Below are 15,252 nucleotides of genomic sequence, written 5' to 3' on the forward strand. Positions count from 1 at the left end.
CGGCGGTCCTCTCAGGGTTCCGGGTCCGGCGGCACCGGCCGGTTGTTCAGGTCGACCGACAGGAAGATGTCGTTGGCGACGGGGTGGCGCAGTTCCTCGGCGAGCTGGCCGATCAGCCCGGCGGTCCGGGCCAGCAGCGCGAACCCGCGCAGCAGCTCCAGCGGCAGCCCGAGGTCGGCGAGCGCGGCCCCGCAGACGCCCGCGCCGTTGAGCGGCAGCGTCTTCCCCAGCACCTGGGGGTGCACCCGCCCGATCGCGGCGAAGAGCTCCAGGTGCGGGCCGCGCAGGCCCTCCTCGTCGGCGATCGCGAACAGCCGCCGGGTGCGGGGGTCGCCGGCCTTGTGCACGTGGTGTCCGAGGCCGGGGACGAACTTCTTCGCCGCACGCTGCTTTTCCACCGTCTCGAGCGCGAGCGCGTCCCAGCCCGCTTCGTCGGCGGGCGCGACGGCGCCGGTGAGCACGTCGTGCAGGAACCGGCCGCAGTCCTCGGTGACGCCGAGGAAGCGCGACCCGCCGCCCAGCAGCCCGGCGGCGAGCGCGCCCTGGACCGAGTCGGGCGCCGACAGGTAGGTCAGCCGGGTGACGATCGCGGTGGGGGTGAAGCCGTGGTCGGCCAGCGCGGCCAGCACCGCTTCGAAGACCCGCGTCTCCCCTGGGGACGGACGTCGCTGCGTCGCCAGCCAGAAGGCGAGCTCGCCGAAGCCGACCGAGCCCATCACGTCCTCGGCGAGGTCCTGGCCGAGCAGCGTGATCTTGTCCTTCGTGGACGAACCCAGCGCCGTTTCGTAGACCGGGTCAGGCATCGCGGTCCTCCGTCAGCCAGGCGCGCAGCTCCGCGCCGTGTTCGTCGAGCTCCGGCGGTGGCAGCCGGTAGGCGGCGGGCGTCGCGGAGAACCGGATCGGGTGACGTGTGGTCGGGACGGCGCGATCGCCTTCGCCGACCTCGACGACGGGGTCGAGCCCGAACCGTTCGGCCATCGCGAACCCGCCGTCGATGGTGTTGATCGGTCCACACGGGACACCGACCTTCGTCAGCGCCTCGAACCAGTCCACCGCGCCCCGGGTTTTCAGCCGCTCGACGAGCAGTGGCCGGAGCTCTTCGCGGTTCTTCGTACGGTCGGCGTTGCGGGCGAACCGCGGATCGCTCGGGACGTCCGGCAGGTCCAGGACCTCGCACAGCCGGCGGAACTGCCCGTCGTTGGCCGCGGCGACGATCAGGTCGGCGTCCGCGGTGGGCAGTGGCTCGTAGGGGAAGACGCTGGGGTGGGCGTTGCCCATCCGGAACGGGACCACCCCGCCCGCGGCGTAGGCGGAACTGTGGTTGACCAGCCCGGTCAGCGCCGAGGACAGCAGGTTGACCTCGACGTGCTGCCCCTCGCCGGTCGCGTCGCGGTGGCGGAGCGCGGCGAGGATGCCGATCACCGCGTGGTTGCCGGCCATCACGTCGAACACCGAGATCCCCGCCCGGTACGGCGGGCCGTCCGGATCGCCGGTCAGGCTCATCAGCCCCGAGATCGCCTGCACCATCAGGTCGTAGCCGGGCACGTGCTTGCCTTCGCCCGAGCCGAACCCGCTGATCGAGGCGTAGACGGTGGCGGGGTTGGCCGCTTTGACGGTGTCGTAGTCCAGGCCGTACTTGGCCAGCCCGCCCGGCTTGAAGTTCTCGATCACCACGTCCGCGCGGGTGGCCAGCTCGCGGCCGAGGGCGGCGTCGGCTTCGTCGCGCAGGTCCAGCGCGAGGGAGCGCTTCCCGCGGTTGACGCCGAGGTAGTAGGTGGAGACGTCCCCGCGCACCGGCGGCATCCACGTGCGCGTCTCGTCGCCCTGCGGTCCTTCGACCTTGACGACGTCGGCGCCCAGATCGGCCAGCAGCATCGTGGCGTACGGGCCGGCGAGCACCCGCGAGAAGTCCGCGACCAGCAGCCCGGACAGCGGGCCCTCGGGTCGATCCACGCAACGCCTCCGCATCTGTCCGTCTGACGGACTAGTGTCCGCAGTCTGCTCCGGTGCGGGAGCGCGGTCAAGGCGCGGCGGGGACGGTGACGTGCGGGACGGCGTCCAGGCGCGCGAAGTCCGCGCTGATCTCCCCGGCGGTCTGCAGCAGCAGCGGCAGGTGGTGCTCCAGCAGCTTCTCGACCGGGGTCTCCGCGGCGTGGCAGTTGACGTTCACCCCGGCGATCACCCGGCCGGAGCCGTCGCGCAGCGGCGCGGCCACCGACCGGATACCCGGCGCGAGCTGCTCGTCGGTCAGCGCCCAGCCCCGCGCCCGGACCTCGCGCAGCTCGGCGTCGCGTTCGGCGCGCTCGGGCCGCCACCGCGGGACCAGCCCGGACCGGGTCGGCTCGGCCAGCACCGCCTCCAGCTCGTCCGGCGGCAGCGCGGCGAGCTGGACCTTGCCCAGCGACGTCGGCAGCGCCGGGAAGCGGGTGCCGATCTGCACGGTGAGCGCGACGATCTTCGGCACCGCGACCCGGGCGACGTAGACGATGTCGGAGCCGTCGAGCTGGGCGATCGAGCACGATTCGTCGGTGCGCGCGACCAGGCGTTCCAGGTGCGGGCGGGCGACGTCCCACAGGCCGGTCGAGCGGACGTAGGCGACGCCGAGGTCGAGCACGCGCGGGGTGAGCGCGTAGTCGCGCCCGTCGGTGCGGACGTAGCCGAGCTCCGCCAGGGTGAGCAGGATCCGCCGGGCGGTCGGGCGGGCCAGGCCGGCGGCCGCGGCGACCTCGGCGAGCGTCATCGCCGGGCGGCCCGGCCGGAACGCCGTGATCACCTCGAGCCCGCGGGCCAGTGCCTCGATGAAGTCGGGACCGGTTCCCTCGCGTGGCATGGCGCCACCTCCCTCTCCGATGGTCCTGACCGCAGCGTAGCGGCGGGCATTGACACCGGCTCGGCACTGGACGAAAGTGGCGGCACCCACCCGATGTCCGTCTGGCGGACGAGTGTACGCAACTGGAGGCCGTGATGAGCGGATCGATCGTCCTGCGGGGTGGGACGGTGCTGGCCGACGCCCACCGGGTGCTGCCCGGCGAAGACGTCCTCGTCACCGGCGACCGGATCGCCGCCATCGGCCCCGCGGTGGAGGTCCCCGCGGGCACCGAGGAGATCGACGCGACCGGCGGGCTGGTCATGCCGGGGATGATCGACACCCACCGGCACCTCTGGCAGACGGTCATGCGCGGCTACGGCGCCGACTGGACCCTCACGCAGTACTTCGTCTGGTACTACCTCGAATGGGGCAAGGTGTTCCGCCCCGAGGACATCTACGCGGGCAACCTGCTCGGCGCGTGGGAAGCGCTCGAAGCGGGCGTCACGACCACAGTGGACTGGTCACACGGCCTGCAGACCACCCAGCACGCCGACGCGGCGGCCGACGCGCTCGAAGCCGTGCCCGGCCGGTTCGTGCTGGCCTACGGCAACATCCAGGACGCACCGGCGACGTGGACCGGCACGCCCGAGTTCCGCGACTTCGTCGCCCGCCGCACCGGCGGCGACCTCGGCTTCCAGCTCGCGTTCGACGTCACCGGCGACCCGGCGTTCCCCGAGAAACCGGCGTTCGAGGTGGCGCGCGAGCTCGGCGTCCCGGTCACCACGCACGCGGGCGTGTGGGGCGCGACCGGCGACGACGGCATCCGGCTGATGCACGACAACGGGTTCATGACCCCGGAGACGGTCTACGTCCACGGCGCGTCGCTGTCGGCGGACTCCTACCACCGCATCGCCGCGACCGGCGGCTCGGTGTCGGTGTCGACGGAAAGCGAGCAGAGCGCCGGGCAGGGCTACCCGCCCACCTGGGCCCTGCGCCAGCACGGCATCCCGGTGTCGCTGTCGATGGACACGTCGGTCTGGTGGAGCGGCGACCTGTTCTCCGCGATGCGCGCGACCCTGGGCGCCGACCGTTCCCGCGAGCACCTGGAAGCCCACGCGAAGGGCGAAACGGTGACGCACGCGGCCCTGCGCGCGGAGCAGGTGGTGGACTGGGCCACCCGAGGCGGCGCGGCCGCATTGGGGCGTTCGGACCTGGGCACGCTGGAGGTCGGCAAGAAGGCCGACGTGGTCCTGCTGAAGAACGACCACTCGCCGGCGTCGTTCCCCTTGCTCAACCCGTACGGCCACGTGGCGTTCCAGGCCCAGCGCGGCGACGTCCACACGGTCCTGGTCGACGGCCGCGTCGTGAAGCGCGACGGCCGCCTGGTGGGCGTGGACCTCCCGGCCCTGCGCCGGCGGGTGGAGGCGACGGTCGAGCACCTGCGGTCCCAGCTGGGGGAGGAGGCGTGGCGGCAGGGGATGAACCCGGACGTCCCGGAGACGAAGATCCTGGACAACCCGTACACGTACACGACCTACCAGAGCGACACCACCCACGGCGGCTGAGCCGTCGCGGGTACGGTGCCCGCGTGGTCCAGGTGTTCATCCAGCCGTCCTACGGCACCCCGGAAGCCCGCCGCTACGGTGCGGCCACCCTCGACCGGCCGGTCCCGTTCCGCGACGCCCCCGCCCAAGCCCGGACGCGGCTGGAAGAGCTCCACCCGGACGGCCGCGCCCGCTTCTGGGGCGCCGCCGAGAAGCACGACAAGCGGATGGCCACCGTGCGGACCGGCGACGTCGTCCTGCTCACCGGGGGCAAGCACGTGCGCGCGGCCGCGGAGGTCGGGCACAGCTTCCGCGACCCGGCGTTCGCCCGGCGGCTGTGGCGGCCCGATCCCGGCAAGTGCGTGTGGAGCAACGTCTACAGCCTGCGCCGCTACCGGGTGGTCGACGTCCCGTACGAAGCGATCTGGGCGCTGCCCGGCTTCACCACCGGCGACAACTTCATGGGCCTGCGGTTCCTCGACGCCGAGAAGTCGGCCGCGGTGCTGGCCCTGCTGGGCTGAGCGGGCCGGGTCCGCCCTCGCGGACCCGGCCCGGCGGTTCAGCCGCGGTCGCTGTCGCGGTGGTGGTGGTAGCCGTAGTCGTCGGTGGCGTCGGCGACCGACGACACCGAGTGCACGACCGCCCCTTCGTCACCGGCGGCCGCGTACCAGTTGGCGTAGGCGGCGTACTGCGGCACGGCGAGGGCGTGGACGCCCTCCGACACGGCACCGTCCGGCCCGGCCGACAGGTTCTCCGCCTCGTAGGCGGCGTGGTGGTCACCGGCGTGGCTGGCGACGTGCGAGGAGGTGGCCCCGTCCATGTCGGCCGACTGCGTCTCGGTCGCGTAGCTGACGTCGGCGGCGGGCGCCTCCGGCTCGGGGTCCGGGTGGTGCGCGACGGGGTGGGAGGCGTGGTGCGCCGCCGGGTGGTGCGTGGCCGGGTGGGACTCCTGGTGCGCTACCGGGTGCGAGTCGTGGTGGACCACGGCCGGCGTCTCGTCGTCGGCCCAGTCGTCGTCGTCCGACCAGTCGTCCTCGTCGGTGCCGGACGTCTCACCGTGGATCACGGCGGCCCCGCCGATCCCGGCGACGGCGGTGTCGGTCTCCGACCAGTGGTGACCCCACCAGTCGGAGCCCTCCTCGGTCTCGGTCGTGCCCGCACCACCGATGCCGGCCCAGGTGGCCGAGCTTTCGGCACTCCAGGAATCGTGCGGCCAGTCGAGCGGGTGCGCACTCGAAGGACCGGCGATCACGAGGGAAAGCGGCAGCGCGAATGCGCCGGCGAGCGCCAGTCGTCGCAATGTGGACATGATTTCTCGGGGTTCCTTTCCGGGTACGGCGACCGGGCGCTTTCGGGGCCCCGGCCGCCGGGGCAGCACATCTGTCCGGAAAGGACACTACCGACGCTTTGGCCGGGTTGAACTGCGCGAATACCCGATCGGTGCGCAGGAACCGCCGAGCGGAGGACAACGGCGGGAAGGCGTCGGACGAGCATAGGACGTGCGCGGGGAATCGGACATCGTGAATGGCGTGAAATCACTCGCTCAGGTGGCTCGGTGTTTATCTTCGAAATGGACCGAGAAACGGTCGAGGCGCCGACGTCACGAACGAGGTCCGGTGCTGAGCCGGCTGACGAGCTGGATGCGGGATCGGACGTCGAGTTTCCGGAACGCGCGGCTCAGGTGCGCCTCGACCGTCTTCTCCGTGACGTACAGCCGTTCGGCGATCTGGCGGTTGGTCAGCGCATCGGCCGCCAGCTGGGCGACCCGGCGCTCCGACGGGGTCAACGCGCTGACACCCGTGACGCGCAGCCGCGGCGGACGGCCGCCTTTCGTCGTGAGACCGGCCGTCAACCGGTCGGCCAGCGGGTGCGCCTGGCACTCCAGGGCCAGCTCGGCGGCACGCCGGATGGTCGCGCGGGCCGTGCTCCGGTCGCCGCCGCGCATGTGCAGCTGCCCGAGTTCGGCCAGTGTGTGCGCGTGCTCCAGCCGGCCTGGTCCGGTGCGCAGCAGCTCGACGGCCTCCTCGAGGTAACGGCGCGCGTCCGCGGGCCCGGCCAGCCGGGCCGAGGCGCGGAGCGCGACCGCGATGTGACGCGGAACGGCGAAGCCACGGGCGAGCCGGAGCTGCTCGCCGATCAGCGCCGAGGCCTCGGCGGGCCGCTCGGCCAGCAGGTGGGCCCGGGCCGCCAGCAACCGCCACGGCACGTCCCACAGCTCGCCGGCACCCCACCGCTCGTACGACTCCCGGCAGAGCGCGGCGTCGGCCAGCGCGCGGACGTGGTCTCCCTGCGCCAGCCGGAGCCGGGTCCGTGAACCCAGCAGCCACAGGTGCGCCGAGGAGTGCGGTGAACGGTCGCCGCCGAGTACCCCGGCCGCGAGCACGGCCGCGGCGTCCGAGGTCCGGTCGTGCTCGAGGTGCACGTCGGCCGCGGTCGCCTCCAGCAGTGGCAGGCCGATGTTCGGTGGTGGCGCGGCCGCCGTACCGAGCTCGAGGTGCTCGGCCGCCTGCGCCAGGTCGCCGCGGAGGAACGCGATCCGGGCCAGGTAGCCGCGGACGATGCCCATCGGCAGCAGCAGACCGCGGTCCACGGCGGTGTCCAGCGCCCGCTGCATCCGCCGGTCGGCCTCGTCGAGCTGATCGGTCACCAGCAGGGTGTGCACCGCCGCCCAGAGCCCGCACCGCTCAGGCGTCAGCACCTCGCCCGCCAGTGCGGACCTGGCGAAGGCCAGCGCCTCGCCGACCGGGCGGCCGGCGAGCACGGCCTCCAAGGCCGCTTGGGAGTCCAGGACCGCCTGCGGCCGGCCGGTCCGGCGGCCGAAGGAGTCCAGCCGGTGTAGCAGTTCCGCCCGCCCGCCCAGGTCGGCCCGTGCCATCCCGATGAGCTCCGCCTCGACCTCCAGCACCAGCCCGGGATCGTCGGCGCCGGCCAGGTCCGCCAAGGCCCGCACGAGCAGCGGAACCGCCTCCCGGGGCTCACCGCAGGCGTTGCGGAACCGGGCGTAGCTGTACGCGCACAAGGCTCGTTGCCGGCCGCCGTCGGCCAGGGCCAGCGCTTCCCGGAGGTGGCCGTCGGCTTCGGCGAGGGCCAGGTGGTGCGCGCGGCAGTTGCCCAGCTGCCGGCTCACCTCCGCGCGCTGCGCCGGCGGCGGTGGTTCGGCGCGTGCCCGGTCGAGGAACACCGCCGCGTTCTCCGGCGCCCCGTGCCGGAAGGCCTGGTCGGCCGCGGCCGCCAGCAGCCCGACGCGGCCGGGCACCCCGGCCGGCGTGGTCCGCAGCAGGTGGGCGGCGACCCGGGTGACCGGCCGGCCCGCCTCGAGCAGCACCTGCGCGGCCCGTTCGTGCTCCTGCCCGAGTTCCGGCACCGGGATCAACGCGTGCGCGACGTCGCGCACGACCGCGTGGACGAAAGCGGGCGGATCGGCCCGGTCGAAGATCCCTTCACGCGTCAGGCGGCGCGCGGCGGCGACCACCTCCGGCGCCGGCACGCCGGCCAGCCCGGCCACCTCGGCGAGCGCCGCGTCGTCGCCCAGCACCGCGACGGCCCGGGCCACCGCGCGCACCGGCAGGGGTTGCCGGCGCAACCGTGCCGTCACGTACCACCGGATCGCGTCAGGACCGGCCGCGGCGACGGCGGCGGCTCCTTCGGCGGTGGGCCGGACGCCGTCGGTGGCCAGGACGCGCAGCAGTTCCCGGACGAAGAGCGGGTTCCCGCCGGTGAGGGCGTGGCAGGCGGCGCAGAACTCCTCGTGCGCGTCCGGGCCCAGCTCGCGGCGGACCAGCTCCGCGACCGCGCGGCCGCTCAGGTTCCGGGGACGCAGGAGCGTCAGCTCGTCCGTGGCGAGGAGGTCGTCGGCCAGCCCGTCTTCGCCATGGTCGGCGGACCTCGTCGTGACCACCACCAGCGCGGCGCAGGAGTCGAGCCGGCGGGCCAGGAAACCCAGGAACCGGAGGGAAGGGAGATCGGCCCAGTGCACGTCGTCCACCAGCAGGACCGGCGTGGCCCGCTCGGCCAAGGTGACCAGCAGCCAGTACAAGCCGTTCAGCACCGCGTACGACGCGCCCGGGGCGATGGTCTGGTCCGCGGCGCCGAAGAGGCCTTCGGCGTTCCCCGCCGCACCGCCGAACAGCCGGGCGCGCTCGGGTCCCGCCGCGGGGAGCACGGGCTCGAAGAGCTGGCGCACCACCCCGAATGCGAACTCGCGCTCGAGTTCCGCGGCGCGCGCGGACAGCACCGTGCACCCCCGGTCCACCGCCAGCCGGCGAACTTCCTTCAGCAGCGCCGTCTTCCCCGCGCCGGCGCCACCGTCGAGGACGACCACCCCGCCCTGGCCGGCACCGAGGCGGGCGAGCGACCTTGCCAGTGCACGTACTTCGGCGTCCCGTTCGACGAGCTCCGTCACCGGAGACCCACTCCGATCTGCGGCCGCCCGGACCCACGCGTTTCGTGGTCAGGCAGGGATTTTCACCCTAGCAGTCGGCAGTCGGCCGGCGGAGCTTCCGAACTCATCGACGCGCTCGCACCCGGCTCGCCAGCAGCTCGCCGACGTGCCGTCCCGCGGCCACCGCCATGGCCCTGGCGGCGGACTGGGCGGGGCGGTCCGCCGTCCCGGCGCCGTGCCGCCCGAGGGCGACCCGGCCGAGCACCGTTCCGCCGTCGCCGAACACGAAGTGCTCGCCGTGGCCCGTGGCGGACAACGGCATGCCGAACCGGCCGAGCAGTTCGCCGTCGGCGTGGAGGGAGCCGAGCAAGGCAGCCGAGGGGAGGAGTGGCCCGAACTCGACGTCGGTGTCCGGCGCGAAGTGCCAGCCCGGCCGCTTTCGCGTGGCCGGCGCCGTCACCCGCCGGACGACGTCCTCGGCGTCGCCGCGCACGCGCAGCTCGACGTCCAGCACGGCGACCGCCGGGACGTCTCCGAGCAGTTCGACGTCGTGCAGGCACAGGGTGAACGGCCCCTCGGGATCGGCGTCCGGACGCCAGCCCGTCGCGCAGTTCCGCCGGAACAGCCGGCCGTAGCGGCGGACCAGCTCCGTCTCGAGCGCGGACGCGTGCGGGTCCCATTCGCCGTCGCGCAGGTAGTACCCGGGGCCGGGGATCTCCGGACGTTCGGCGCCGTCGGCCGCCCGGGCCGCCTCACCGATCCCGGACAGGTCGAGGCGCCCCAGGATGTCGAGCAGGTCCGCGTGCGGATCGGCGACCTGTTCGCGGACGTCGTCCAGCGCGCGGTCCATCGCCGCGACCACGGCGAGAGTGGCGGCGACGTCGTGGAAGGGATCCGCCGACTCGGCGTCGACGGCGACGAACGTGCCCGGGCCACCGACGTAGTAGGCGGCGTGCCCGCGGTCCCCGGTGGCGACCACGACGTCGTGGACCAGCTCGTCCGGCCGGTCCGGGGCCGGTTCGTGCGCCGTCACCTCCCGGACGGTCACCGGTTCGCCGCCGGAGGCGGCCAGCTCGGCTCCGACGGCGAGCGAGCCGATGCCGTCGGCGATCATCGTCGGCACGGCGTCCGCGAGGTTCCACGGGTCGACCGCGCGCCGCCGGGGTCCGGGGCCGTCGGCCGCGCGGAACGGGTGCCCGGAAGTCGCGAAGACGTTCAGCCCGTTCACCGAGTACAGCGGCCGGCCGAGCCGGGCGGGCCGCTCGGCCAGCACGACCGTTCCGGTGCCGCCGCCGGATCGCACCTCGTCCCCGATCCGGACGTCTTCGATCGGCTTCACCGAGCCGTCGGCCATCAGCACGCCGGTGCCCGCGCCGAGGCAGCTGCTCGGCTGCGGCCGGTACCGGGCGAGCGGACCCCACAGGCACAGGCTGAGCGAATAGCCGTTCGTCACCCCCTGGTGTTCGCGCACCGGGGGCATCGGCGGCTTGGACGCGTACGACGACGTCACCAGCTCCGGGAGGCCTGCGGTCAGGGTCCCCGCCGTCGCCGGCTCGACGTCCGCCCCGGAAAGCGGCCGGTACCAGGTGGTGTAGCCGCCGTTCCACCAGTTCCCCTCGGCGACCTCGCCCGGCACGATCAGCCCCCGGGCCCGCAGCGCCCGGATCTCGGCGTCGACGTCCGGGCACGCCAGGGCCGCGAGGACCACCCAGAGGGTGTACAGGAACCACACCGCCGCGTTCGTGCTGTCGCCGCCGGTGCCGATGGCGCCGTTGAAGTTCGCGACCAGGGTGTCGTCGGCCAGCAGGCGAACGAGCTGCGCGCGGGCCTCGGCGAGCTGCCCGGCGGCCGTCAGGGCCCGCAGCGCCGACGCCGTCGGCTCGTAGGCGGTCTGCACGGCCACGAGGTAGCTCGCGGTCAGCGCAGGCCGGAACTGGCTGTCCATGGCCGCCAGTTCCCCGGCCAGCTTGCCCGTGTCCAGCGGGATCCCCGCGGCCCGGCGGGCGGCGTCGGTGAGCACGGCCAGTGCGTACGCCCGCCACCACGGCTGGCCGAGCCCGCGGGACCGCACCGCGGTGGTGACTGCCGTCGCGACGGCGGTCACCACCCGCTTCGGGAAGAACGCGTCCGCGTACCCGGCGAACGGGCCTTCGTACGAATAGGAGATGTAGTAGCCCGAGCCGTTCTCGGCCGGCTGGGGCGCGATCCGCTCGTTGGGCAGTGCGAGCTGGAGCACCGCGCTCAGCGCACCGCGGTGGGCCGCTTCGGCTTCCGGGTGGCCGTAGCCGGGCAGCGACTCCAGCAGCAACCGCAGGTCCGGCAGCAATCCGGACGCCGGCTGCGGTGCGGCACCGGTGACGAACCCGGTCAACCGGGCCTGCAGCTGCTGCTGGGAATTCATCGTCGCCTCAGCCGGCCGGGGTGAGCACGGTGGCCGGCGTCCCGACGACGACGTCGAAGGACGTCGACGTGCCCCCGCATGGGTTGCTCGCCGTGATGCTGCTGCGGGTCCGCGACTCGGCGGCCGCCGGCTTGCCGTTGGGCTTGATGGCGCCGGTCTTGTCGTCGAACCGGAGGAACTCCGGCAGCGGGTCACCGCCGTGGCGGAACTTCATCGGCGTGCTCGGCAGGACCGCGAACCCCGGACCGAAGGTCTGCTGCTCCGACGGCGTGCTGCCGGGCGGGAAGGTCAGGTCGGGCATGGTCATGAAGTTGGGGGCCATCCCCGCCATGGTGAGGGTGAAGACCGATCCCGGGGTGGGGATGACGTCGTGCGACGGCGTGAGCTGGTCGGTCACCACGAGCCCGCTTTCCCGGCGCGCCAGCCACAGGAAGGTCTTCCCCATCGCGGGCTGGTAGCGGCCGTCGCCGTCGGCCGTCACGGCCACCAGCTTGATGTCGAGCGAGCCGAGGAACTTCTCGTCCCCGGTCAGCCGGGGGGATCCCCACGGCTGACCGACCCAGGTCTGGCTCACCACCACGACCGGCGACAGGTCCTGGAGCTCGTCGGGGCGGGGCATCTTCGGCTGGAACGAGACCGACCGGTCGTCCATCAGGCTCAGGTAGCGCACGACCGGTGGCTTCGCGGGGTCGGGCCGCAGCACGGTGAAGATGGTGCTCAACCCGAACGCGTCGGTGGTCACCTGCCACACGCAGTCGGGCAGCGAAGTGCCGGCGCCGTACCGGATCGTGCCGTCCGGGTTCGCCTGCACCACGTCGCCGTCCACGGTCAGGGTGCTGCCGACCATCAGCAGGTTGCCCCGGTCCGGGTTCCGGTACGGAACGGCGTAGTCGAGGCTGCCCTTCTTGTCCCTGACCCGGAATCCCGCCGGCGCCGCGTGGTCGTTGACGAAGTTCTCGATCTCGTCGGGTACCTGCTTGAACAGTTCGTAGAGCATCAGGCCGACGCCGGCGAGCGCGGCGAGGATCGCCAGCGGGCCGGCGAACGCGAACATCGTCGCGAGCACCCCCGCTTCCGCGACCGTGCCCGCGGCGATCAGCCACTCGCCCACCATCGCGAACAGCATCAGCGACCCGCTGACGATGTTGAGGACGTCCGAAGCGAGCGCGAGACCGGATTCCCCCTCGGCCAGGTGCACGATGCTCACGGCGATCCCGGCCAGGATGAAGAGGGGTCCGATCCGGGTCGCGACGAACTCGTCGAGGTTCGCCCCGAACACCTTCGACACGAGCGAGGCCTCTTCGGCCGTGGCGGTCGTTTCGGTGACGATGACGGCCGTGAGGTTGGCATCGCCGCCGGTGGCCAGCTTGCCGACGGTGCCTTCGAGGTCCCCGATCCACCGGGCCGTCGAGTTGCCGATCTTCAGCAGCCCCCGGTCCAGCTGTGCGGTCTCGCCCTTCATGATGATGTTCTGCACGGCCGCGTACCGCTGGAGTTTCGTCATCCCGTTGACGTTGAAGATCGCGTAGATGCGGACGCCCCGCTTGACCACCGCCGAGACGATCTGCAGCCCCAGCTGGACGGTGTTGATCACGAGGGTGGCCCGCTGGGTCTTGCTCAGCTCGTCCCAGCTCTTGAAGGCGCTGAACAGGTTGAACACGGCCAGCCCGGTGATCCCGCCGATCAGGGCCGACCCGAACAGCTGCCCGACCGACGTCAGCCTCGGGAACTTGCCGGAAAACCACGTCAGCCATTCGCCGGCGATGTAGGGCAGCGCCAGGGTGTCCTGCACGGTGCCGGAGATCGCCAGCAGCGCGTCGATCGAGTCGTGCAGCAGGCGGTCGGCGTTCTCCTCCTGCAGGACGGCGCCGATCGACCGGGCGGCCTCGGCGATCTGCGCGTCCTCGTTGTGCACGTTGCCGTCGACGAACGCCTGCAGGTACTCCTTGACGAGGTCGAAGCTCGTGGCCTCGCCGAGGAACCCGAACATGCTGGGCAGGATGTTGGTGGCCAGGAAGGTGTTGATCGTGCTCACGTACCGCTGCGCGAAGAAGCCGGAGGGGTCCAGGGCGGTCAGCACGGCCACGTTCTGCTGGAACAGCCGGCTCAGGCTGGTGCCGTCGCCGGCCCCGGTGTTGACCGACATCTGCAGCGAGATGTTCGCGAGGATGCCCGGCGCCACGTTGTAGGTGTAGAAGGCGAACGCCCAGTAGAGGTTGTTGGTCTTCGCGTACTGCCCGGCGTTGCGCACATCGGCGATGAGTTCGGCGTGGACGTCGCCGGTGGCGGCCGGGTCGGCCACGACATTCGCCTTGATGTCGGTGATGTCGGCCTTCACCGCCGCGTCGATCGTGGCCTCGTAGGTCTTGGCGTTGGTGATCTGGTCGGCCAGGTAGCCGGCGGTCATCGGCCAGCGCTTCTGCCATTCGACGCCGAACAGCCGCTGCCCGTGCGCGTGGTAGACCGGCGACGTGGCGACCTGGGTCTTCAGCCAGGTCGCCACGCGCGGGCCGTTCAGGTAGCGGCAGTGGTCTTCCGAGCCGTTCGCCAGGCCGGAGGTCAGCACGGCGGTCGCGAGCGACTCGTACCACTTGGCCGGTTCGGCCACGCCCGTGACCGCGCTGCCGGCCACCTCGGCGAGGTCGCCGGTGAGGGCCGGCTGGGGCACGCCGGGGAACAGCCGGGTCCACAGGTCGCCCGGGATGCAGCTGTTCATGATGGTGCTGAGGCTGTCGTTGACCCCGGCCTGGACGACGTCGCCCCAGGCGCCGGTTTCGTCCTTGCCGAACGGCGTCATCGCCAGCAGGCCGTAGATGTCGTTCTTGGCGGCGGCGGACTGCTCGACGGCCATGCGGTGCAGCTGCGGGTGCACGTCCCGGTGCAGCGAGATCGCCGCCAGGGCGTCCTCGGTGCTCAACCGGACCGCGGCACCGAGCGATTCGCCGTCGGCCCGCAGGCGCCCCTCGGCCGGCAGGCCGGTGCGCCGCTGGTGCTCCGGGTCGAGGTCACGCCACACCAGCTCGTCCCCGAGCACGGCGGCGCCGGAGACCGGCTCACCGGCGATGACCAGCCGGCCGTCGAAGACCCCGAACGGCACCGCCCCGGCCTCGGCCTGGTAGTAGCCGCTGAGCGCCGGCGCGGCACGCACCCCGCGGAAACCCGCGAGCGTGCCCTTGGGCGCGACGCCGTCGATCTCGAGGACGCCGGTGATGCCCAGCGCCGCCGAATCCTCCACCGCTTCCAGCCACCACGGGTACACGGTGTCCGGCCCGGTGGCCTCGCGCGGTCCCTTGTCCCGCATCGGGGCGACCGAGGACTTGAAGCTCAGCCGCCACACGAGCCGACCGTCCCGCTCTCCGAGCTGGATTCCGGCGGCGAAGGCGTCCGGGTCCCACGCGAGGGCACCGGTCTCGACGTCCTTGAACTCGAAGCTGAACGTGGGCGGCTGGAGGGGCCCGCCGGGGGTGACGGTGTAGGTCAGCAGCAGTCGGTTCGCGACCCAGCGGGCGGAGTTCCAGGCGGTCGACCCGGGGTCCCAGAGCAGGCCGACAACCGCGCCACCGGACGTCTCGTAGGTGGCCCCGCAGTCGAGGGCGACGTCGCAGGAGAACTGCGCCCGGGCCCCGGCTGTCACCGAGCAGAGGTCGTCCTCGGGCCCGACGGCGCCGTGCGCACCGGTCCCGTCGTGGCTCAGCCGCAGGTGGCCACCGCCGAAGGCGCCTTGCCAGGTCAGCACCCGGTCGTGCTCGTCATAGCTCCAGGCGTCCCGCGGGACGGGCAGGTGGTCCAGGAAGAGCTGTTCCTCCCCGGCGGCCTCGACCATGGTGACGCGCGCCGGGATCGGCCGCGGCGAGTTTCCGAAGGTGTCCATGCGGGTCACCACGTAGTCGTGGTGGTGCCGGCGTCCGTGGTCCTGCTGGGCCCGGTCCGTGCTCGACGTCATCGTCATTCCCCTCCCGACGGCTCGGCCGCGGGCACCGCCCGCACCGAAGCGTTTGCTGACGACCGGCGGTCTCCCACCACCGGCGTCGACGACCCGCCCGACGTTATGGACGTGCGCGCACCCGCACGTCAGGGAAATCCCTACAAGAACCCCGCATCCACCGGAGGGGACAGG

At 72.9% G+C, this 15,252-nt stretch carries 9 protein-coding genes; 2 read left to right on the forward strand and 7 right to left on the reverse strand.

Annotated elements, in window-relative coordinates:
* Positions 1-11: 11 nt before the first annotated feature.
* The 3 genes from AB0B33_RS40480 to AB0B33_RS40490 form a co-directional block, all read right to left on the reverse strand.
* Entirely contained in the window at positions 12-803 is a 792-nt protein-coding gene (locus AB0B33_RS40480; RefSeq protein ID WP_360781961.1) for a citryl-CoA lyase, read from the reverse strand.
* Positions 796-1,953 carry a CaiB/BaiF CoA-transferase family protein gene (locus AB0B33_RS40485; RefSeq protein WP_360781963.1) on the reverse strand — a complete coding sequence of 386 codons (1,158 nt, stop codon included), beginning with the start codon at positions 1,951-1,953 and terminating at the stop codon, positions 796-798. The genes AB0B33_RS40480 and AB0B33_RS40485 overlap by 8 nt, the downstream gene beginning before the upstream one ends.
* A 67-nt stretch (positions 1,954-2,020) precedes the next feature.
* Positions 2,021-2,830 carry an IclR family transcriptional regulator C-terminal domain-containing protein gene (locus tag AB0B33_RS40490; protein ID WP_360781965.1) on the reverse strand — a complete coding sequence of 270 codons (810 nt, stop codon included), beginning with the start codon at positions 2,828-2,830 and terminating at the stop codon, positions 2,021-2,023.
* 134 nt (positions 2,831-2,964) lie between these two features.
* Between AB0B33_RS40490 and AB0B33_RS40495 the strand changes: the two genes are divergently transcribed.
* On the forward strand, positions 2,965-4,374 hold the full coding sequence (locus AB0B33_RS40495) for an amidohydrolase family protein (RefSeq protein WP_360781967.1): 1,410 nt from the start codon (positions 2,965-2,967) through the stop codon (positions 4,372-4,374).
* A gap of 23 nt (positions 4,375-4,397) precedes the next feature.
* Entirely contained in the window at positions 4,398-4,874 is a 477-nt protein-coding gene (locus AB0B33_RS40500) for a hypothetical protein (RefSeq protein WP_360781970.1), read from the forward strand.
* Positions 4,875-4,912: 38 nt separating this feature from the next.
* Here AB0B33_RS40500 and AB0B33_RS40505 read toward each other — a convergent pair whose 3' ends face one another.
* From AB0B33_RS40505 to AB0B33_RS40520, 4 genes are all read right to left on the reverse strand, one after another.
* Positions 4,913-5,662, reverse strand: a complete 750-nt coding sequence (locus AB0B33_RS40505; RefSeq protein WP_360781972.1) for a hypothetical protein — start codon at positions 5,660-5,662, stop codon at positions 4,913-4,915.
* 291 nt (positions 5,663-5,953) lie between these two features.
* The gene (locus AB0B33_RS40510; protein WP_360781974.1) at positions 5,954-8,755 is read right to left on the reverse strand and encodes an AAA family ATPase; all 2,802 of its coding nucleotides are present in this window, start codon (positions 8,753-8,755) and stop codon (positions 5,954-5,956) included.
* 103 nt (positions 8,756-8,858) lie between these two features.
* The gene (locus AB0B33_RS40515) at positions 8,859-11,135 is read right to left on the reverse strand and encodes a hypothetical protein (RefSeq protein ID WP_360781976.1); all 2,277 of its coding nucleotides are present in this window, start codon (positions 11,133-11,135) and stop codon (positions 8,859-8,861) included.
* A gap of 7 nt (positions 11,136-11,142) precedes the next feature.
* Positions 11,143-15,078: a hypothetical protein gene (locus AB0B33_RS40520; RefSeq protein ID WP_360781978.1), complete on the reverse strand. Its 3,936-nt coding sequence runs from the start codon at positions 15,076-15,078 to the stop codon at positions 11,143-11,145.
* Between the last annotated feature and the right edge of the window lie 174 nt (positions 15,079-15,252).

Source organism: Amycolatopsis sp. NPDC049159, from assembly GCF_040648295.1.
GTDB lineage: Bacteria > Actinomycetota > Actinomycetes > Mycobacteriales > Pseudonocardiaceae > Amycolatopsis > Amycolatopsis pretoriensis_A.

What these genes read in the sequence shown, in the direction of transcription:
- AB0B33_RS40480 (WP_360781961.1), bottom strand. Translation starts at nt 803, where the DNA reads ATGCCTGACCCGGTCTACGAAACGGCGCTGGGTTCGTCCACGAAGGAC.
- AB0B33_RS40490 (WP_360781965.1), bottom strand. Translation starts at nt 2,830, where the DNA reads ATGCCACGCGAGGGAACCGGTCCCGACTTCATCGAGGCACTGGCCCGC.
- AB0B33_RS40495 (WP_360781967.1), top strand. Translation starts at nt 2,965, where the DNA reads ATGAGCGGATCGATCGTCCTGCGGGGTGGGACGGTGCTGGCCGACGCC.
- AB0B33_RS40520 (WP_360781978.1), bottom strand. Translation starts at nt 15,078, where the DNA reads ATGACGTCGAGCACGGACCGGGCCCAGCAGGACCACGGACGCCGGCAC.
- AB0B33_RS40515 (WP_360781976.1), bottom strand. Translation starts at nt 11,135, where the DNA reads ATGAATTCCCAGCAGCAGCTGCAGGCCCGGTTGACCGGGTTCGTCACC.
- AB0B33_RS40505 (WP_360781972.1), bottom strand. Translation starts at nt 5,662, where the DNA reads ATGTCCACATTGCGACGACTGGCGCTCGCCGGCGCATTCGCGCTGCCG.